This window comes from Salinicola socius (assembly GCF_001937195.1).
Lineage (GTDB): Bacteria > Pseudomonadota > Gammaproteobacteria > Pseudomonadales > Halomonadaceae > Salinicola > Salinicola socius.
Window position 1 is genome coordinate 241,182 of sequence record NZ_MSDO01000003.1, and the last position, 20,348, is coordinate 261,529.

Here is a 20,348-nt window from a genome sequence, read left to right on the forward strand (position 1 = left end):
GTCGGCTCCTGAAAGAGCATCGCTCGAAAGTCACAGTCTGGCTGATCAGGACAGTTTCGTCAGCGGCGCTCGTGCCGCGATCAATCGGCGGCGGCCGGCCGAATCAAAACGCACATCGATGACCGGGTTGGCGTCGTTACCCTCGACGACCAGAACTTCGCCATCACCGAAACTGGCATGCCGCACTCGATCCCCGACCTGCCAAGGCGCGCCGGAACTCGAACCGGCATCCGCGTCCGGCGCCGTGAAGGACCTCTCCGGTTGTCGGGCATGAAGCTTGACGTCCTGGCCAAGGTGCTCCAGGTCGCTGCACTCCCGACCAATACGTTCCAGATAGGTACCTATCATTTCCGGCTCACGGACCGCCACGGCGACCTCGCGATCGCCTCGGATCGCCAGATCGATTCGACGGCAGTCCTCCACTGCCGTCTCTTCGAGAAAGCGACTCGGCCGATGGTCGCCCCCGTCCTGAACCAGCAGTAGCTGCTCACGGGCTCGGGTGATGGCGACGTAATAGAGCCGGCGCTCCTCCTCCAGCCGCTCCGGGGAGAGCGGATTATCCCGGCTGAAATGGGGAAAATCCTCTTCGTTCAGGCCCCATACCGCCACCAGCGGCCACTCCAGCCCCTTGGCACCGTGCACCGTGCTGATCAAGACCCCGTCGGGCCGATTCTCCACCGGATTGCGCAACAGCTCGATGAACGCATCGGGATCGCTGGCGAGCTCGCCGGCCTGCTCGATCAGCACGTCGAGCAGACGCACGTCGTCGTCGCCCTTCTCCCGCCGCGCCGCTGATCGACGCAGAACCTTCTCGGCATCGATGGCATCGACGACATGCTCGAGCAGCTTGGCAGGAGGCCACGCGGCCAGTTTGGGTAGTTCACACAGAAGTTGCCAGCGACGCTTGAGATGACGGCGCTGTCCGGGTTTGAGCCCGGCCAGCACCGTGGCCTCGCGCGCCGGCCATTGCTGCGTACGCGCGAGCTCCTCGACCAGCCGACGTACCCGCTCCTGGGCAACGAAGGTGGTCGGCTGCGAGAACAGCAGGGTCAGGTGGGCCGGATCCTGCAGCCGTTGCGGTTCACGGGCCAGCTGGAGATAGCCCGCCAATGCCTGAACCAGCGGTAGCCGGAACACGAAGCGTTCCTCCTGCGCCAGTCGAAACGGGATGCCGGCACGCAACAGCTGAAGCTGGACAGAGACCGACAACGACCAGCTGCGCACCAGTACGCAAGCTTCATCGGTTCGCCGGCCATCGGCGTGCCAGCGCTGCAACGCCTCCAGCAGGGCACTGGCGCCGACGCCGGTTCGAAGCTGCGTCAGCGGATTTCCGGGCGCCGCCAGGCAGAGCTGATCCCAACGCTGGCGGTTGTTGCGAATGGCGTGATTGGCCGCCAATGCCAGGGCGTGGCCATGGCGAAACGTGAATGAAAGCGGATACTCGCTGGCCCGACCGAACAATCCGTCGAAGCGCGCCAGCATCGCATCGGGCCGAGCGCCGCGCCACTCGTAGATGCACTGGTTGGCATCGCCCACCGCCATGACCTGCGCCTGATGACCAGCGAGAACCCTGAGCAGTCGCAGTTGGGCTTCATTGATGTCCTGGTATTCATCGACGATGACGTGACCTAGGAACCCCTCGACCCGCCGTCGGGCATCCGCGTGGCTTTCAAGACATCGCAATGGGCGATACAGCAGATCGGCATAGGTCATCGACGCCGAGGCTTCGAGCAGCGACTCCGCGACATCGAACGCATCGATGAAATGGCGTTCGCCACCGGTATAGCCCAGTCGTTCGAACAATTCGGCGGGTGTCACGACCTCGGCTTTCACCAGATCGCAGAACTGCCCGAAAGCCTCGAGCCGATCGGCATCGAGCGCCGCTTCCCGGGTTTCACTATCGGCCGAGGCCAGACTCTGCATCACCGCCTGGCGCAACAGCCGCTCCCGCTGCCAGTCGGCTTGCAGCAATTGACGTGGCGGCAGATAGCCCCAGCGCGTCAGACTCTGACTCAGGCGATGCCCGATCGAGTGAAAGGTTCGCACCTCCGGCAGCACGACGTTCGACGGCGCCTCCCGCGTCAGTTTGGCGCGGAAGTCATCCCGGGCCGCGCGGTTGAACATCAGCACCAGAATACGGCGCGGATTTTCGCCGCTGGCGAGCAGATGAAGCACCCGCCGCACCAGCGTCGTGGTTTTGCCGGCACCGGCCACCGCCGCGACCCGCGCGTGACCTTCGAGATGGCCGACGACGGCACGCTGCTCGGCAGTCAAACCGTCGGCAGTGGCGACGTCGGGCAAAGTCGAAAGGGCCCTATCGGTCATGTCGAGCCATCGTCATGGCGGCCGAGCGAGTGCCACACACCGCCGCTCCACAATCCGACCTCGTCATCGTGCTGCTCGGCGAGCTCGACCCAGCGGTAGAACAGATTTCGATGCAAGCGCGCCCGCAAACCGTGACGAATGGGCAACGCCGGCAGCAGATCGCCATTCGGCGCGGCGAGCAGAAACAGTCGATGGCTGGCGTCCAACGGAACACTATCTCCGCAGGCGGTCGTCGCGTGCCAGTCGCCATTTATCCGGTCGGCATCGGTCACACGCAACGGCAGATCCTCGACCACGATGCGCAGTTTCTCCCCCGGCGTTACCAGATAGTAGTCACCGTCGGCTTCACGTCGAAGCACTCGACTCAACAGGTTGATCAGCGCCGGCCGCCGTATCGGCAAACCCTCGTGAATCCAATCGCCATTGGCCGCGATGACCAGATCCATATCGCCACAGAACGGCGGATCCCACTGCTCGAGCGGTGGCATCGCTTGTGCATCGAACTGACGAAACAGCGTGTCGAGTTTCATCGTGATCCCCTTGTGGCGATACCCTCGGATGAGCTGGAGCATCCCACGCCAGTGAACGGTATTACACGAACGGATTGTCAGCCTGACCACCGGGCGCGCAGCCGGGAAACAGCTGATAGAAGTTGGCGCGGGTCTGCATCGCCACTTCATCGACCGTGATGCCTCGTTCGCGCGCGATGCACTCGGCAACCTCGACGACCCACTGTGGCTCGTTGGACCGGCCACGGTAGGGAACCGGCGCGAGAAACGGGCTGTCGGTCTCGATCAACAGCCGATCCAGGGGTATCTGACGAGCGACGGCCCGCAATGCATCGGCGCTGGCAAACGTGACGATCCCCGACAACGAAATGTAGAAGCCAGACCGAACCGCCTCTCGCGCCATATCGATATCTTCGGTAAAGCAGTGGAGCACGCCACCCACCTTCGGATCGACGTGTTCGCGAATCAGCGCCAGGGTCTCTTCCCGAGCATCGCGGGTATGAATGACGACGGGGAGCTCGAGCTCGCGAGCCGCCTGCAGATGAGCGACAAAACGCTGTCGCTGGGTCTCGCGCGGCACGCTGTCGTAATGAAAATCGAGCCCGGTTTCGCCAATGGCGACCGCGCCGAAGCGATCGGCACACGCCTGTATCGCCTGGCTGTCGGGCTCTGCGGCCGTTTCGTGCAGCGGATGCAAGCCGATGCTGATATCGACATCGTCGTGACGTCGCGCGATCTCGGCCAGATTCGGAGCCCCATCCAGCGAGGTCGCGATTGCCAGGAAGCGATGAACGCCGCGATGCCGCGCCGCCTGCAGGGCCGGATCGAGATCGCCGCCATAGGGCGACAGGTCGAGACGATCAAGATGACAATGGGAGTCGACGAACATGAATATTTCCAGAATGATTGAGCCGTTCGGCGAAGCCGATCAGGCGTGTCACGTGACAACGCAGTCGCCATCGCCCGACAGGGACAGGACGGACTCAATGTGTGTAACGGACAGACGCCCCGTGGTCCCGCGCCGGTGTCGGCAGCTCAAGAGCGCAACAGCGCCGACCAGCGAACCAGCCAGGCCTCGAGTACCAGCTGCGGGTTGGGATTGCCGCCGGCCGCCAGCAGGCGACGTTGCTCGCGGGCGTAGTCGAGCAATCGAAACCAGTCACGGACCCGCGCATTCTTGACCGCCTGGCGATAGAGCGGCAGCAGATCGCTGTTGCGCACTCGCTGCGGGTCGCCCGACAACCCGAGCCGAATGAGGTCCTCCAGCCAGGCGATGCCGTACCATAATATGCGATCGAGCGCCTGCGCATCGAGTCTTGCGGCTTCCCCCACGGGCTCGCCGCCGCGCACCAGCGCATCGAAGAGCTCCCGCAGATCCTGACGCAGATTTCGGGCATCGGCACCCGCCAGTTCTTCGGCCAGCAGCGGCAGGCCACCGGCAACACGCAGCCAGAAATGCGCGTCTTCCCCGTCACCCAGGCGTTCACGCAGCCAGGGTTCGGCCGCTTCCAAAGACGGCACCGCGAAGCTCCAGTGCTGACAGCGCGAGCGAATCGTCGCCAGCAGCCGCGAAGGTACGTCGGAGACCAGGATGAAAAGCGTCCGCTCGCCCGGCTCCTCGAGGCTCTTCAGCAACGCATTCGATGCCGCGACATTCATCGCCTCGGCCGGCTCGATACGGATCACCCGATAGCCGCCCTGCTGCGCCGTCTGGGAGACGAAGCCGTTGACCTGTCGAATCGCATCGACGCGGATCTGGCGCGACTTTTCCGTCGGCGCCACGCTGATCAGATCGGGATGATAGCCCGCCGCCAGCATGCGGCAGCCGTGACATTCGCCACAGGCGACCTCGCCGGGTACACGGCACAACGTTCTTGCGATCAGCGCATCAACGAGTGGCTGCTTGCCGACGCCGCGTGGGCCGGAAAGCAGCAAGGCATGCGGGAGACGGCCGCTATCCTGCAGCTCGATCAGCTGTCGCCAGCGATCGAGCTGCCACGGCAGCGGCGTCACAGCCATGCGGCCACCCTCTCGCTCAGGCACTGCTCGATGGCTTGTTGAACCGCTGCCAGTTCCGGCGAGGCATCGATGATGGCGAATCGGTCGTGCGAATCGGCTCGCGCCAAGTATGCCGCGCGCACGGCTTCGAAAAATGTTTCACGCTCGCGCTCGAAGCGGTCGAGCTGGGCACCGCGGCGCGCGACACGCTGTGCGGCGACACTGATCGGCACGTCGAGCAGCAGCGTGAGATCGGGCTGCAACCCGTTCTGAACCAGCGTTTCCAGCGTTCGAATACGCTCGAAGTCCAGCCCGCGACCGCCACCCTGATAAGCGAAGGTGGCATCGGTAAACCGGTCACAGACGACCCAGGCACCGCGGTCGAGCGCCGGCCGGATACGTTCGGCAAGATGCTGGGCACGAGCGGCAAACACCAGCAGCAGCTCGGCGTCGTCGCTCCACGCCTCTTCCCGTGATGGATCCAGCAGCAGCTCGCGGATCGCTTCGGCGCCCGGCGTACCACCGGGCTCCCGAGTACGCACGACCTCGATGCCCCGCGCCGTCAGCCAGTCACAGACGAAGCCGACGTTGGTCGTCTTGCCGACGCCTTCCCCACCTTCCAGCGTGATGAAGCGCCCGCTCTGCCGTTCGATATCGCCTGCGCTCATGCGGTGTCGTCTCGTCGGTATGGTCGATTTTCGTGGGAACAAGCCCGCGATCTCAATCTCGATTCAGGATGTAGCGACGAACCGCCGCGTTATGTTCCTGCAGCGTCCGCGAAAACTGATGCGAGCCATCACCCTTGGCCACGAAATAGAGCGTGTCGCCATCGGCAGGATGCACGGCCGCTTCGAGCGATCCCAGCCCCGGCATGGCAATCGGCGTCGGCGGCAAGCCTTCGATGACGTAGGTATTGTAGGCATTCTGGCGCTGCAGGTCGGCACGCGTGATGTTGCCGACATAGCTGTCGCCCATGCCGTAGATGACGGTCGGGTCCGTCTGCAGGCGCATGCCTTTCTCCAGCCGTCGCGTGAAGACGCCGGCAATCTGTTTTCGCTCTGTGGCAACGCCGGTTTCCCGCTCGATCAACGAGGCCAGAATCAGTGCCTGGTACGACGAGTCGATCGGCAGATCGTCGTCACGCTCGTCCCATACCGTTTTCAGCGTCTGCTGCATGCGGTCGTACGCCCGGCGCAGCAGTTCGGTATCGGTGACGCCCTTGTGGTAACGATAGGTGTCGGGGAAGAACTGGCCCTCGGGGTAGGTCCCGGCGTGACCGAGCGCCGCCATGACCTCCTCGTCACTCATCTCTCGAGTTCGGTGCTCGAGCTTCGGCGCCCGGTCCAGCAACCGGCGCATCTGCTTGAACGTCCAGCCTTCCGGCACCGTCAGCCGGTAGGTCACCACCTGATCGCTGGAGAGATGCGCGATCAGCTGACGACCATTCATCCCCGGGTCGATTTCGAACTCGCCGGCGCGGAGTCCCTGGGTCGCCTTGGGGGCGATGCGCGCCAGAATTCGGTAGGGCCAGGCCGCCTCGATGATGCCCTGACTTTCAAGATCGCGAATGACGCGATTGAAAGCGGCACCCTGCGGGACTTCGTAAACCGTCCGTTCCTCGAGCGCAATCGGGGCATCGAGCTGCTTCTGCCAGTAGTGAAATCCGCCGAACACCACAACCGTGGCGAGCAGCAACAGCACGATCAGAATTTTGAGGACACGCATGTTCATCCTTAGTTGCCGGGTATCCGCCTCGTGGCGCGCCCCAGCAAGATACTGGCTCAGTCACCAGGATTCAGCGGGTAACCCAGGCGTCGGTGGGCAATCCTCTGGATCGCGCAATCGACCGCTGGTGGCCACTGTTTGAGAGGGTTTCCACAGGCATCATCGAGCCGCCGAATGGGCCAGACGCCCTGGACGCTGTTGAGCAGCCAGGCCGCGTCCGCTTCCAGCAAGGTGTCCAGATCTTCTCGCACCCAGTGCAACTCGACGGCGTCATCCAGCGCACTCAACAGCGTGCCTCGGACGCCACTGCGATCCAGTAGCGGGGTCTCGAGCCGACCGCGCCGGAGCCAGATCAGGTTCATGGTCGTGGCTTCGACCAGGTCGCCGTGACTATCACACAGCAGTCCTTCGGCGATCGAATCGTCCTGCCACTCCTGCCGGGCCAGCACATTTTCCAGTCGAGCGAGATGCTTGATGCCGGCCAGACGGGGTTGAATGCCCAGGCGAAGTTCGCAGCAACGCACGGCGACACCCTCGAACCAGCGCTCGGGGGACGGCTGAAACGGCGAGGCGGTCCAGCGCCAGCGCAGCTCGCCTGGCTCGGGCGGACGGTATCCCCGTCCACCACTACCACGGGTCAGCATCAGCTTGAGAACCTGAAGGCCCGGTCCGCACTGCGCCGGCAGCGCGTCGAAAGCCGTGAAATCCGGTCGCGGCAGCGATAGCCGTTCGACCCCTTCGTCAAGACGCGCCATGTGATAATCCCACAGCAACGGCTGCCCATCCCGTACTAGCACGGTTTCGAACAGGCCGTCGCCGTAGGCAAGACCCCGGTCGTCGATCGGCAGCTTGGCATCACGCATCGTCGATTCAGACCCGTGAGAAGATCAGCGAACCGTTGGTGCCGCCGAACCCGAAGGAGTTCGATAGCGTCGTGCTGATCGGCATTTGCCGAGCGGTGTTGGGCACGTAGTCCAGCACGCAACCCTCATCGGGATTGTCGAGGTTGATCGTGGGCGGCGCGATCTGGTCCCGAATCGCCAGCACGCAGAAGATCGCCTCGACGGCGCCCGCGGCGCCCAGAAGATGACCGATCATCGACTTGGTCGAACTGACCGCGACCCGATCGGCAGCACTCCCCATGACCCGCTCCACCGCCCGACTTTCCGCCACATCACCCGCTGACGTCGAGGTTCCGTGGGCGTTGATGTACTGGATATCGGATGGATCGATTCCGGCATCACGAATGGCATTGGTCATCGAGGCCGCCGCGCCATTGCCATCTTCGGGAGGCGAGGTCATGTGGAAGGCGTCGTCGCTCATGCCGAAGCCGGTCAGCTCGGCGAAGATGGTCGCACCACGGCGCTTGGCGTGCTCGTACTCCTCCAGCACCATGACACCGGCCCCATCCGACAGCACGAACCCGTCGCGATCGCGATCCCAGGGCCGACTGGCTGCCTGCGGGTCGTCATTACGCGTGGAAAGTGCCCGGGCCGCCGAGAAACCACCCAGCCCGAGGGGCGTGGTCGCCATCTCGGCACCCCCGCAGAACATCACGTCAGCATCGCCGTAGGCGATCGTTCGCGCGCTGTAGCCGATGTTGTGCGTACCCGTCGTGCAAGCTGTGGTAATCGCGATATTCGGCCCTTTGAAGCCATGCTGTATGGCCAGACTGCCGGAGATCATGTTGATGATCGAACCGGGCACGAAGAACGGCGAAATTCGGCGAGGCCCACCCTTGTTGAGCGAATCGTGATTGCGCTCGATCATCGGTAGTCCGCCGATTCCCGAACCGATCGCCACGCCGATCCGATGCGCGTTTTCCTCGGTACACTCGATACCGGAATTGCGCATCGCCTGGGTCGCCGCGGCGACACCGTACTGGATGAACAGATCCATTTTGCGAGCATCCTTGGGATTGAGATACTCGCCGATATCGAAGTCCTTGACCGCACCGCCGAACCGGGTATTGAACCCGGTCGTATCGAAATGCTCGATCGGCGAGATGCCACTCTTTCCTGCGAGAAGGCTCTCCCAGCTCTCCTCGACCGTGTTACCGACTGGCGTTACCAACCCCAGCCCGGTCACCACCACTCTTCTGCGCGGCATCGAATCTCCTCCGAACTTCCTGATGGCCACTGGAGGCGCGCCCGTGAAGGTCGGCCTTGGCCATTGCATCACGAGATCGCGGCTCCATCTGGGCCCGACTGGCGCGAATTATACCTGAACAACCCCCGAGATGGGCGTCGCAAGCCAGGACTTTGACTTTCGCGACCTACCTCCAGCGGGAGCTCGAAAACCCCTCGCTGAAATGCAGAAAGCCGCTCTCCATGAGAGCGGCTTTCCGGACATCGGCGCTTTCAGCCAGCTTGAACTCTCCGCATCAGCGGAGAGCGTAAGGCTTACTGGTGAGCGACGATGTAGTCGATCGCTTCCTGAACGGTAGTGATCTTTTCTGCTTCTTCGTCGGGAATTTCGGTGTCGAATTCCTCTTCGAGCGCCATCACCAGTTCGACGGTATCCAGCGAATCCGCGCCGAGGTCTTCGGTGAAGGATGAGGAGTTCTGAATATCCTCTTCCTTGACGTTCAGGCGTTCGGCAACAACCTTCTTCACGCGCTCTTCGATGGTGCTCATTATGTCGTTACTCCTAGTGGTACGAATCCGCCAGCTAAAAAGCTGCGGGTAGTTTATAGACCGCCCCCGAACGACGCAACCCGCGTCGCGGGAGGATTACCGCATGTTCATGCCGCCGTTAACCTGCAGCGTTTCGCCAGTAATATACCCGGCAGCATCGCTGGTGAGAAACCCGATGGCGGCGGCGATTTCCGCGGGCTGCCCGAGACGCGCCAAGGGAATCTGCGCCAGTAGCGCGTCGCGCTGCGCTTCCGGCAAGGATTGCGTCATATCGGTATCGATAAACCCAGGCGCCACGGCATTGACCGTGATCGCCCTCGAGGCCACTTCTCTCGCCAGTGCTCGCGTGAAGCCCTCCATGCCGGCCTTGGCGGCAGCATAGTTGGCCTGACCCAGATTGCCCATCATCGCGACGACGGAACTGACGTTGACGATGCGACCGAAGCGTGCCCGCGTCATGCCCCTGAGGCTGGCCTTGGAAACACGATAGACCGACTTCAGGTTGGTATCGAGCACATCATCCCACTCGCTTTCCTTCATCCGCATCAGCAGATTGTCACGAGTGATGCCGGCATTGTTGACCAGAATGGTGGGCGCCTCGAAGGTTTCGGTGATGCGCTTGAACACCGCCTCGATACTGGCCTGATCGGTGACGTTCAGGGCGAGTCCCAGCCCCTCGATACCCTGAGCCTTGAGATCGTCATCGATCCTGCCTGCGCCCTCTTCACTGGTTGCCGTGGCAATGACGATGCGCCCCTGACGCCCCAGCTCGTGCGCGACCGCGCGACCGATTCCCCGGCTCGCGCCCGTGACCAGTGCGACTCTACGTTCGGTCATGATGTCATCCATCCTCTAAGGCTCTTGTACATCCAGCGCATCACGCGCCAGTTCGAGCGCCGACGCCAGTGTATCGGGGTCATTGACGGCGAGACCCTTGGCCTGGCGCTGGATACGTTTGTTCAATCCCGTCAGGACCTTGCCCGGGCCGCACTCGATGAAAACGGTAGCGCCATCTTCGAACATGGCATTGACACAATCGGTCCATCGCACCGGACGGTAGAGCTGTTCGACCAGACGCTGCTGGAGCAGCTCGGTCGTCGCCGGCACCTGCCCGTTGACGTTCTGATAGACAGCGTAGCGTGGCAGCCTGAATTCGATCTCAGCCATCGCCTGCTCGACCTTCTCGGCCGCCGGCTGCATCAAGGCACAGTGCGACGGTACCGACACCGGTAGCGGCAGCGCGCGCTTGGCGCCCGCCTCCTGACACAGGGCAATCGCCCGATTGACAGCACCCTGATGACCGGCGATGACGACCTGGCCGGGTGAATTGTAGTTCACCGCGGAAACCACTTCCGACTGCGCCGCGTCCCGGCAGGCCACTTCCACCGCCGCGTCGTCCAGGCCCAGAACCGCCGCCATTGCACCCACACCGGCCGGCACCGCCTGCTGCATCGCTTCGCCACGCAAGCGAACCAGCCTCACGCCCTCGGCGAAGCCCAGCGCACCGGAACAGACCATGGCGCTGTACTCACCCAGACTGTGACCCGCCATCATGCTGGGACGAGGCCCCTCGAGCTCCTGCCAGACGCGCCAGATCGCCACACTGGCAGTCAGCAGCGCGGGTTGCGTACAAGCGGTTGCATTAAGCTTCTCTTCGGGACCGTCCTGAACGACATGCCAGAGATCGTAGCCCAGCGCTTCCGATGCTTCATCGAATGTCGTGCGCACGACGCTGTAACGTTCGGCAAGTTCTCGCAGCATTCCGATCTGCTGAGAGCCTTGCCCCGGAAAGACCAAAGCCAGTGATTGCGTCATCGCGCTCACCCTTGAAATGATGGATCGTCGGATCTCGTCGTATCGCGAGACCCGCTATCCACTCGGCCGCCGGTAACGGTCGACGAGATAACAGGCGTCGCTGCGTCATGAGACCACGCGGCGCGGAAATGATCCGGCAGCCCGACCTCGACTTCTCGTATTGCTCGATCAATGGCGAAGGCAAAAGCCTGGGCACTGGCATTACCGTGACTTTTCACCACGATGCGATTCAGCCCCAGCAGACTGGCGCCATTATGTCGCACCGGATCCAGCTGCGCCTTGAGCCTCATCAACGCCGGCTTCGCCAAGGCCGTGACCAGGCGCGTCGACCAGTGGGACTCGAAAGTCTCCTGGAGGCGCTTGAGCAGCATCTGGGCCACCCCTTCGCTGGCCTTGAGCACGGCATTCCCGACGAAGCCGTCGCAAACCACGACATCGGCGAGACCGGAAAAGATGCCATCGCCCTCCAGATACCCGATGTACTCGAAATCGCTGCCACCGCGCGATTTCAGCAGCGCGTCGGCTTCACGCACACGAGCCACGCCCTTGCTCGCCTCGACGCCGACATTCAGCAACGCCACCCTGGGCACCGCGACGCCGTCGACGACGCGCGCCATCAGGGCTCCCATATGGGCGAAATCGACGAGATGGCGAGCATGCACATCGACGCTGGCACCCAGATCGAGCAGATAGCACCGCCCTCCCTTTCGCGTCGGCACAGCCGTGCTGATGGCAGGTCGCGAGACACCGGGAACCGTACCCAGCTCGCGCCGAGCCAGCGCGACCAGCGCACCGGTGTTGCCGGAGGTAATACCCGCCTCTACCTGACGCTCGCGCACGGCTTGGAGCATGCCGTACAGACTGGTTGCAGCGGGGTCATCGAAGGCTTCCATCGGCGGCGTGGATTGCAGCACGACCCGCGGTGCGTCCACCAATCTGATGCGCCTGGCGACGGAGGAATCTCCCGAGGCCTTGGCCAGCTCCGACACCAGAGCACGAAGCTCCGCCTGCGGACCGAACACTGAAGGCTCGAGATCAGAATGGCGGGCCAACGCCAGGAACAGACCACCCATAGTGGCGCGGGGACCGAAGTCCCCGCCCATGGCATCGATGGCGATGCGCATTGCCTTACGAAACGCCTGAGGTCTCGTTAAACGTCGATGACCTTGCGACCACGATAGTAGCCGTCCGGCGCAACGTGGTGACGCAGATGCGTGGTACCGGTTTCCTGATCCTGCGACAGGGCCGGAGAGGTCAGGGCATCGTGTGCACGACGCATGCCACGCTTGGAACGGGTTTTACGGTTTTGTTGAACGGCCATGATATGACTCCAACGTCAATGTCTTTCGGGTTCAGAATTTTCCCTTCAACGACTTCAAGACGTCGAAGGGACTGTCAGGGCGGGAGACCTTTTCGACCGGGGCATCACCGCTGCTCATTTGCTCACGAGAAATCGCACAGTCCGCTTCCTCGTGATAGACCACCTGAGGCAAGCTGAGAATCAACTCATCCTCGATCGCCCCCAGCAGGTCAAGCTGTTCACCATTGACCAGCACCGGCTCGTAATCGCCGGGAACCTCCGCCGCCAACGCATCGTCACTGACGATGGCCAGCTTGAAGTGACTTGCAACGGATACCGGCATCGGCTGCAGGCACCGCCGGCACGGCACCATCAGGTCCGCTTCCAGCTCCCCATCGATCAGATGACGTCGCTGCGTGTCGACGTCGAATTGCAACTTGACGACGGCGTTACCCTGCTGCTGTCCGATCTCGTCTTTCAGGCGTACCAGCGCCTCGAGGTCAACGAGCCCCTCGATCATTTCTTGGTTAGCCGCTGCCCGGTAGGGCTCAACGGTCGGAGGAAGTCGTCTGGTCAACATAGGCGCGACATCATAGGGATTCACCGTGTTCCTGTCAAAGCGCATGATTCACGCTATTCTGTTGCCGAACAAGCGCCGACTTCGGGCCCTGGACCAGGACTGGAGCCAGAGCCCGCGGCGCAAACGTTTTCAAACTCCATCGAGGAAACTCATGTCTCGCCTGGTACTCGCCTCCAGCTCCCGCTATCGCCGGCAACTGCTGGATCGACTCGAAATTTCCTACCAATGGGCGGCGCCGGATATCGATGAAAGCCCTCGCCCCGGAGAAGACGCCATCACTCTCGCCCACCGGCTGGCACTATCCAAGGCCCAGGCGATTTCCGCAGACTATCCCGACCATTTGATCATCGGCTCCGATCAACTGGCGCTATTCGACGGAGACGTGCTGGGAAAGCCCGGCGACTTCGACACGGCCTGCGCCAACCTGCGGCGGTTCTCGGGCCGCCGGGTCAGCTTCATGACCGGCCTCGCCCTGATCGATACCGGGGCGGCGTGCCACCGGGTCGTCCACGACATCTATCACGTCCAGTTCCGCGACTTGAGCGACGAAGAGATAGAAAGCTACGTCTCCCGCGATCAGCCTTACGACAGCGCCGGAAGCTTCCGCATGGAAGGGCTGGGCATTGCGCTGTTCGAGAACTTCGAAGGCGATGATCCCAACACCCTGATCGGCCTGCCCCTCATCAAGCTCTGCGAGCTACTGAGAGAGGCAGGAGTGAACCCGCTGACCGGTCGTCAGGGTAGCTGGTAACGCACCGGCGACGCCGTGTCACTCAGGCCCAGCCAATGGGCGGCAGCGCTGGTCAGCCTGTTGGAGACCAGCGTCCACGGATCGAGCGACGGAGTGTAGTCCTTCAGACTCACCTCGCCGAGGCGCGCCCGCGACAGCTGTTCGAGATTGCCGATCTCGTCGACCAGTCCCAGCGACCTGGCCTGCTCACCGGTCCAGATCAGGCCGGAAAACAGTGTCGGGTCATCGCTCAACCGATCGCCACGCCCGGCCTTGACGGCATCGATGAACTGTCGATGGGTGGTATTCAGCACCGATTGCCAGAAGTCGCGCTGCGTCGGCGTTATCTCGGAAAACGGATCCATGAATGCCTTGTTTTCGCCTGCCGTGAACACCCGGCGTTCGACACCGACCTTGTCGATGGCGTCCTGCAGACCGAACCCGGCGCTGATGACCCCGATGGAGCCGACCAGACTGGCCGGCGAGGCATAGATACGATCCGCTGCCGAGGCCATGTAGTAGGCCCCGCTGGCACCAATGTCCTCGATCACTGCCAGGATCGGCTTGTCGCCCTGCTCTTGCAGATAACGGATCTCGTCGTAGACACGCTGCGACTGTACCGGGCTACCGCCGGGGCTATTGACATGCAGTACGACGGCTTCGGCATCCGGATCTTTCCAGGCCCGCTGCAAGCCCTCGATGATGCGCTCCGCGCTGGCTTGGCCATCGGCATCGATCGGCCCGCTGACATCGACGACACCGAGATGGCGACGATCAGCGGACACCCCGTCACCCTGCGCCAGGAACATCGCATAGGCGCTCAGACACAGACTGGCAATGACGATCGACGCGAACAGCAGGCGAAAGAATATCTTCCAGCGTCTCGCCCGGCGCTGTTCGTTCAGCACGCCACCGATCCAGCGATCCATCATTCGCACTTCCGCCAGGCGGACGGTATCGGCATCCCCCGTTTCGCCATCGCGGGGAGTCGCCGCGGCGTTACGTCGTGCGCGCTCCTCTCTGCTCAACTCCGGGCCTTGCGTCCAGTCATCACGCCGATCGTCGCTCATCATCGCCTCCTCGCTGAAATCCCGCACTCGGGGTCATCACACCAACAACCAGTCGACGACCGACGAAAAATCCTCGGCGACGAGTTGCGGCTCACTGCGCAACAGGCGCTCACGCTCGTGCACCCCGTAAGTGACCGCGACCCGATCCATACCGATCGACCGGGCCATTTCCAGATCATATTCGGTATCACCGATCATGACGGCCTGCGTCGTGGACACGCCACACTCTGCCAACAACTCTTCCAGCATCTGAGGATGCGGCTTCGAGCGAGTGAGATCGGCGGTGCGGCTGGCGACGAACCAGCTGCCACAGGCTTCGTGACCGAACACACGATCCAGTCCACGGCGACTCTTTCCGGTCGCGACCGCCAGCCGACATCGGGCGTCATCGCGCAGGCGTCCTATCCCATCGACCACGCCGGGGAAAAACGGCGTCGGTATACGATCGGCGATCCGAAACTGGTGACCGTACGCCTCGCGCAACCGATCCCGATCCTGAAGCGCGATCCCGGGGAAGAGCATGGCGACGGCCTCGGGCAGCCCCAGGCCGATGATATTGCGCACGGCAGCTGCACTCGGCACCGGCCATTGCAACTCACGCGCCGCTGCCTGCATACAGGCCACGATGCGCGCCGCGGAATCCATCAAGGTGCCATCCCAGTCGAAGATGACCAGCGCATAACGACAGCGCCCAGCGGTCGGATCCGACAGCCCTTCGCCCGCGCTCGTCTCAACTGCCACGGCGAGCACGCTCCAGCACTTTTTCCAGTCCCGGCTCCAGTGGCGCTCTCGCCTGCACCAGACGCCCGGTCTTGGGGTCAGGAAAGGTCAGCGTCAGGGCGTGAAGGAACAGTCGATCCAGACGCAAGGATCGCGCAAGGTAGGCGCCCTCAGCGCTGCCGTACTTGTCGTCCCCGAGCAATGCGTGGCCCGCATGAGCGGCGTGGACGCGAATCTGATGGGTGCGTCCGGTGACCGGCTCCGCTTCGACCAACGTGACTTTCGGGAACGTTTCGCGCACCGCGAAACGTGTCCGCGATACCTTGCCGCCTGCGTCCACGCGCACCCGCCTCTCGCCGTTGCCGGCATCGTAGCGTTCCAGCCGCGCGCTGACGTAGTCGCGCCGCGCCGGCCACCGACCCTGCACGAGGGCCAGATACCCTTTCTCCATGCGACGCTCACGCAAGGCGGTATTGAGAGAGAGCAAGGATTCGCGGTTCTTGGCCAGCAGCAGGCAGCCCGAGGTATCACGGTCGAGCCGATGAACGAGCTCGAGAAAATCGAGATCGTCCCGCACCTGACGCAGCGCCTCGATCAAACCGATCTTGACGCCGCTGCCGCCATGTACCGCCAGACCGGAAGGCTTGTTGATCACCAGCCAGTCGGGGCCCTCGATCACGACGCTGCCGGCCAGCAGATTGCGCAGACTTTCACTGGCTTCCTTGACGGCGCTCTCCGGCGCCAGCCTCAGCGGTGGCACGCGAACCAGATCACCGGTTTGAACGCGATAATCCACCTTGACGCGCTTCTTGTTGACGCGCACCTCGCCCTTGCGAACGATGCGGTAGATCAACGTCTTCGGCGCCCCCTTGAGACGCGTCCGCAAGAAATTGTCGATCCGCTGCCCATGCTGCGACTCGCTGACCTCGATAAATTGAACTTCCTGGCCTTCGGCCATGCTTGACTCCCTCGACAGCACCACGACGACACCCGCGCATCGCCGGGCGCCATTCTAACGCACCGCGCCCCCAGCGCGAGCTCAATTGCCGCTACCTCGGCATTACTGTTATATTGCGGGCTCACTGGATGGGTTTATCACCCATTAAAGCGTCAGCCCCTGAATATGCTGACCGCAGTGAAAAAATGTCTCGATCCTCCAGAGAGTTAATGAAGCCAACCGCTCACGGCTGCTGGAGTGATCAAAACACGTTTGGAACGCCAGGCCCCGACCCGACAGCGCAGCTGACGACCTCAGCCTGCCATGCTCGCGGGAAATCCACAGGTACCAGTGGAAGGCGTCGCCGAACCGAACAATGCCAAGTGATATAGACGGCAGTCTGCGGGACCGGATGCGTCATCGAAAACGCGCACCGTGACATGTCCTGCCACCGTTTCGTACTCAACCCATGTTCGTGCAGCACCCATAAAAGCAGGCAACGAAAGCATAGATGTAATGGTAATGAGCAAGCACGTTACCGGGCTCGACGAACGTCGCTCCGAACTCGTTTCGAGGGTCATATGCGCCACTCGACAAACGATCTTCGGTTCTTTCTCTTCGGGCTCCTGACGCGGGTTCGCACGTGTTACACGCTAAGCTCGTTCTGGCATACGCTGCGCTTGTTTGCCCTGCCGGGTCGCTTCACCCATGTGCGCGAGCACAGCACGACCGCTTGCGGTTCGTCGTCGCCGATTGCAGCACGCCTTCCACCGGCACGCTCAATTAGCGAGACCGTATGAAAAGAATGCTCATCAATGCGACACAGCCGGAAGAGCTTCGTGTCGCCCTCGTAGACGGACAACGCCTTTACGACCTGGACATCGAATCCGGTGCCCGGGAGCAGAAGAAAGCCAACATCTATCGAGGCAAGATCACGCGCGTCGAGCCCAGCCTCGAGGCCGCCTTCGTCGATTTCGGCGCGGACCGCCACGGTTTCCTGCCGCTCAAGGAAATCTCCCGAGAGTACTTCTCCAAGGAGCCGTCAGGCCGTCCGAACATCAGGGAAGTCCTGAAGGAAGGCCAGGAAGTCATCGTCCAGGTCGACAAGGAGGAACGCGGCAACAAAGGCGCAGCTCTGACGACCTTCATCAGTCTGGCCGGGCGCTTCCTGGTGCTGATGCCCAACAATCCTCGTGCCGGCGGCATTTCGCGTCGTATCGAGGGTGACGAGCGCAGCCAGCTCAAGGAAGCCATGGGCCAGCTGACGCTGCCCGACAAGATGGGCGTCATCGTCCGCACCGCGGGTATCGGCCGTTCTCCGGAAGAACTGCAGTGGGACCTCGACTATCTGGCCCAGGTGTGGGATGCGATCACGACCGAAGCGGTCAAGCGCCCTGCGCCGTTCCTGATCTATCGTGAATCCAACGTCATCATCCGCGCCATGCGCGACTACCTGCGCCAGGACATCGGCGAGGTGCTGATCGACAGCAAGGACGTGCATGAAGAAGCCCTGAGCTTCATCCGTCAGGTCATGCCGTCGTATCAGCAGAAGATCAAGCTCTATACCGACGACGTACCGCTGTTCTCGCGCTTCCAGATCGAATCCCAGATCGAGACTGCCTATCAGCGTGAGGTCAAGCTGCCCTCCGGCGGTTCGGTAGTCATCGATCACACCGAAGCGCTGGTGTCGATCGATATCAACTCGGCGCGCGCCACTCGCGGCGCCGATATCGAAGAGACCGCCCTGCAGACGAACCTGGAGGCATCCGACGAGATCGCTCGCCAGCTGCGTCTGCGCGACATCGGTGGTCTGGTCGTCATCGATTTCATCGACATGTCGCCGGCCCGTAACCAGCGTGACGTCGAGAATCGTGTGCGTGACGCACTCAAGCTCGATCGTGCCCGTGTCCAGATCGGCCGGATTTCGCGTTTCGGCCTGATGGAGATGTCGCGTCAGCGTCTGCGCCCTTCTCTCGGCGAGACCAGCGGCGTGGTCTGCCCCCGCTGTGACGGCCAGGGCACCATCCGCGACGTGCGCTCGATTGCGCTGTCGATCCTGCGCCTGATCGAAGAAGAAGCGATGAAGGAGCGCAGCGCTCAGATTCGCGCCATCCTGCCGGTCCCGGTGGCAACCTATCTGCTCAACGAAAAGCGTAACGTGCTTTCCGACGTCGAGCGGCGCCAGGGCGTCAAGGTTCTTCTGCTGCCGAATCCGGAGATGGATACGCCGCATTACGAAGTGCAGCGCTTCCGTGACGACCACGTCTCCGAGGACGGTGAAGAGGTCAAATCTAGCTTCGAGCTCCCCGTCGAAAGCGATCTGCTCAAGGAGCCGGAAACCACGCTTTCCAAGCCGATTCAGCGTACCCAGGCCGCCGTACAGACCGTTCAGCATACGGCCCCGGCGCCGGATTCGCTGCATAGGGAGCCGGAAGCGGAGCCCGAAAAGGCGCAACCGCAACCCGCGGTCGCGGCCGACACCGCTACACGAGCCAAGACATCCTCGACGCCCGCAGCGCCTCAGCAGAGCCAGAGCAACGGCGGTCTGATGCAGCTCTTCCGGGGGCTGTTCGGACGCCATCGGGTCGAGGAAGAGGCTTCCAAACCCACTACCTCCGGTCAGCCAGGCCAGAGCCAGAATGGCGGCAGCCAATCGACGGGGGCATCTCGTGGCGGCAGCAACGCCGGCAACGGTGCGGGTAATTCGCGTCCGACACGCGCCACGGCCCAGAAAGGCGACCAGCGAAACGATCGCGATGCCAACGCCAAGCGCAGCGAGGGCAATAGCAAGGCTGCCGACAATGCTCGCGGCGATGGCAATGCCCGCAGTGACGGTAACGCCCGCAGCGACGGCAATGCACGTAACGACAACGGCAACCGTCAGGGAAACAACCGCCGCCGCCGTGGTCAGGACGATCGTCAGAGCGGAAACGATTCGCGCAATGACAACCGTCAAAACCAGAATCGCCAACCGCGCCAGGACAATCGCCCGGACAACCGCGGTGGAGACAAGGGTGATAGAGCTGGCAGCGAGCAACGTAGTGGAGACGCTTCGACACCGGACAAGCCCAAACAGGCCTCCGGCACGGCCAAGCCTTCGCACGAGGAGACTCGCGATACGGCACCGGCCGCAGCGACAGAAACCGTGGACAGCAAGCCGAAGCGCACGCGCAACAATCCGCGCAACCGCTCGCGCAAGCAAGCGCTGAACCCGGCGGCGGTTGCAGAGCAGCAACGCCTCCAGGCTGAGGCGCCGGCGGATACCGGCTCGACCGAGACATCGCCAGCGTCCCCGCCGGCAGTTGATCCCACGGCCGAAGCCAAGGCGACTGACGAAACGAAAGCGTCCATGCCATCCAAGCAGTCTCAGGACGACAATGCGACGGCGGCAACGGCGGCAGCAGACAAGGCTGAGTCAACGCCCGCGAAGCAGTCGGTCGAAAAGTCGAAAGCGGTCGACAAGACCCGTGCCAAACAGACCGCCATGACGTCGAGCAAGACTGCCGACCCGGCGGAAACCGGCGCGCCGGACGCCGAAGCCTCCAAGGCGGTCAGCGACGATCCGAGGGTCGCCGCCGATGTGGCCGAGACGACAGCGGCCTCCGTCGAGCGCCCGGCCGAGACGTCTGAGGGTTCGCAGATCCACGGCGAGCCGCATGCCGAGGGCAAGACGTCCGAGACGTCCGAGACGTCCCTCGAGTCTGGTTCGACTCACTCCAATCCCGTTCAGGCAACGAGTGTCGCTCGTTCCGATCAGACGAACGATCGGCCGGCGCAGCGGGAAGCGCATGCTTCAGCGCCCGCGGAAAGCACTCCGCCCACGGAAGTTCCGGCAGCGTCCACCGAAGGTGCCATTCCTGATGAGCCAGCGGTGGCTCCAGCGGCCAAGCCCGTCGCTTCCGAGTCCTCCGCTACCCAGCAAAAGGACGCCACCAGCGCCGAGGAAGTTGTCGAGGGCAGCGCCGAGAAAGATACCGTGGCACCGCATGAGAAGGCGGAACCG

At 62.8% G+C, this 20,348-nt stretch carries 19 protein-coding genes; 2 read left to right on the forward strand and 17 right to left on the reverse strand.

From position 1 onward, the window contains the following. Positions 1-45: 45 nt before the first annotated feature. The 14 genes from BTW07_RS04035 to BTW07_RS04100 form a co-directional block, all read right to left on the reverse strand. Positions 46-2,325, reverse strand: a complete 2,280-nt coding sequence (locus BTW07_RS04035; RefSeq protein WP_075568867.1) for an ATP-dependent helicase — start codon at positions 2,323-2,325, stop codon at positions 46-48. Continuing rightward, positions 2,322-2,855, reverse strand: coding sequence for a DUF1285 domain-containing protein (locus BTW07_RS04040; RefSeq protein WP_075568868.1), 534 nt, complete (start codon positions 2,853-2,855; stop codon positions 2,322-2,324). The genes BTW07_RS04035 and BTW07_RS04040 overlap by 4 nt, the downstream gene beginning before the upstream one ends. Before the next feature lie 61 nt (positions 2,856-2,916). Next, entirely contained in the window at positions 2,917-3,723 is an 807-nt protein-coding gene (locus tag BTW07_RS04045; protein ID WP_075568869.1) for a TatD family hydrolase, read from the reverse strand. Positions 3,724-3,869: 146 nt separating this feature from the next. Beyond that, the gene (locus BTW07_RS04050; RefSeq protein ID WP_075568870.1) at positions 3,870-4,853 is read right to left on the reverse strand and encodes a DNA polymerase III subunit delta'; all 984 of its coding nucleotides are present in this window, start codon (positions 4,851-4,853) and stop codon (positions 3,870-3,872) included. Then, on the reverse strand, positions 4,844-5,500 hold the full coding sequence (tmk, locus tag BTW07_RS04055; protein ID WP_075568871.1) for a dTMP kinase: 657 nt from the start codon (positions 5,498-5,500) through the stop codon (positions 4,844-4,846). Before tmk ends, BTW07_RS04050 begins: the two co-directional genes overlap by 10 nt. Before the next feature lie 52 nt (positions 5,501-5,552). Further along, positions 5,553-6,563: an endolytic transglycosylase MltG gene (gene mltG / locus BTW07_RS04060; protein WP_075568872.1), complete on the reverse strand. Its 1,011-nt coding sequence runs from the start codon at positions 6,561-6,563 to the stop codon at positions 5,553-5,555. A 50-nt stretch (positions 6,564-6,613) separates the two neighbouring features. Next, the gene (pabC, locus tag BTW07_RS04065) at positions 6,614-7,420 is read right to left on the reverse strand and encodes an aminodeoxychorismate lyase (RefSeq protein WP_075568873.1); all 807 of its coding nucleotides are present in this window, start codon (positions 7,418-7,420) and stop codon (positions 6,614-6,616) included. 7 nt (positions 7,421-7,427) lie between these two features. Further along, positions 7,428-8,666 (reverse strand): beta-ketoacyl-ACP synthase II, encoded by a 1,239-nt coding sequence (gene fabF / locus BTW07_RS04070; RefSeq protein ID WP_075568874.1) that lies wholly within the window; start codon positions 8,664-8,666, stop codon positions 7,428-7,430. A 293-nt stretch (positions 8,667-8,959) separates the two neighbouring features. Continuing rightward, complete coding sequence (gene acpP, locus BTW07_RS04075; RefSeq protein WP_071233058.1) at positions 8,960-9,193, reverse strand: acyl carrier protein; 234 nt, start codon at positions 9,191-9,193, stop codon at positions 8,960-8,962. Positions 9,194-9,289: 96 nt separating this feature from the next. Then, positions 9,290-10,033, reverse strand: coding sequence for a 3-oxoacyl-ACP reductase FabG (fabG, locus tag BTW07_RS04080; RefSeq protein WP_110641884.1), 744 nt, complete (start codon positions 10,031-10,033; stop codon positions 9,290-9,292). A 12-nt stretch (positions 10,034-10,045) separates the two neighbouring features. Further along, the gene (gene fabD, locus BTW07_RS04085) at positions 10,046-11,008 is read right to left on the reverse strand and encodes an ACP S-malonyltransferase (protein ID WP_075568875.1); all 963 of its coding nucleotides are present in this window, start codon (positions 11,006-11,008) and stop codon (positions 10,046-10,048) included. A 5-nt stretch (positions 11,009-11,013) separates the two neighbouring features. Continuing rightward, complete coding sequence (plsX, locus tag BTW07_RS04090; RefSeq protein ID WP_075568876.1) at positions 11,014-12,132, reverse strand: phosphate acyltransferase PlsX; 1,119 nt, start codon at positions 12,130-12,132, stop codon at positions 11,014-11,016. Between the two features lie 26 nt (positions 12,133-12,158). After that, complete coding sequence (gene rpmF / locus BTW07_RS04095; RefSeq protein WP_075568877.1) at positions 12,159-12,329, reverse strand: 50S ribosomal protein L32; 171 nt, start codon at positions 12,327-12,329, stop codon at positions 12,159-12,161. A gap of 31 nt (positions 12,330-12,360) precedes the next feature. Continuing rightward, entirely contained in the window at positions 12,361-12,933 is a 573-nt protein-coding gene (locus BTW07_RS04100; RefSeq protein WP_341864692.1) for a YceD family protein, read from the reverse strand. A 106-nt stretch (positions 12,934-13,039) separates the two neighbouring features. Between BTW07_RS04100 and BTW07_RS04105 the strand changes: the two genes are divergently transcribed. Next, the gene (locus BTW07_RS04105; RefSeq protein ID WP_075568879.1) at positions 13,040-13,639 is read left to right on the forward strand and encodes a Maf family protein; all 600 of its coding nucleotides are present in this window, start codon (positions 13,040-13,042) and stop codon (positions 13,637-13,639) included. Here BTW07_RS04105 and sppA read toward each other — a convergent pair. The 3 genes from sppA to BTW07_RS04120 are packed head-to-tail and all read right to left on the reverse strand — an operon-like array spanning position 13,624 to position 16,366. Then, positions 13,624-14,688 (reverse strand): signal peptide peptidase SppA, encoded by a 1,065-nt coding sequence (gene sppA, locus BTW07_RS04110; protein ID WP_075568880.1) that lies wholly within the window; start codon positions 14,686-14,688, stop codon positions 13,624-13,626. The two genes, BTW07_RS04105 and sppA, sit on opposite strands and share 16 nt — an antisense overlap. Before the next feature lie 36 nt (positions 14,689-14,724). Further along, positions 14,725-15,429 (reverse strand): HAD-IA family hydrolase, encoded by a 705-nt coding sequence (locus tag BTW07_RS04115; RefSeq protein ID WP_075568907.1) that lies wholly within the window; start codon positions 15,427-15,429, stop codon positions 14,725-14,727. Then, positions 15,419-16,366 carry an RluA family pseudouridine synthase gene (locus BTW07_RS04120; RefSeq protein WP_075568881.1) on the reverse strand — a complete coding sequence of 316 codons (948 nt, stop codon included), beginning with the start codon at positions 16,364-16,366 and terminating at the stop codon, positions 15,419-15,421. Before BTW07_RS04120 ends, BTW07_RS04115 begins: the two co-directional genes overlap by 11 nt. 775 nt (positions 16,367-17,141) lie before the next feature. Between BTW07_RS04120 and rne the strand changes: the two genes are divergently transcribed. Then, a partial coding sequence (gene rne, locus BTW07_RS04125; RefSeq protein WP_075568882.1) for a ribonuclease E occupies positions 17,142-20,348 on the forward strand: 3,207 nt, incomplete at its 3' end.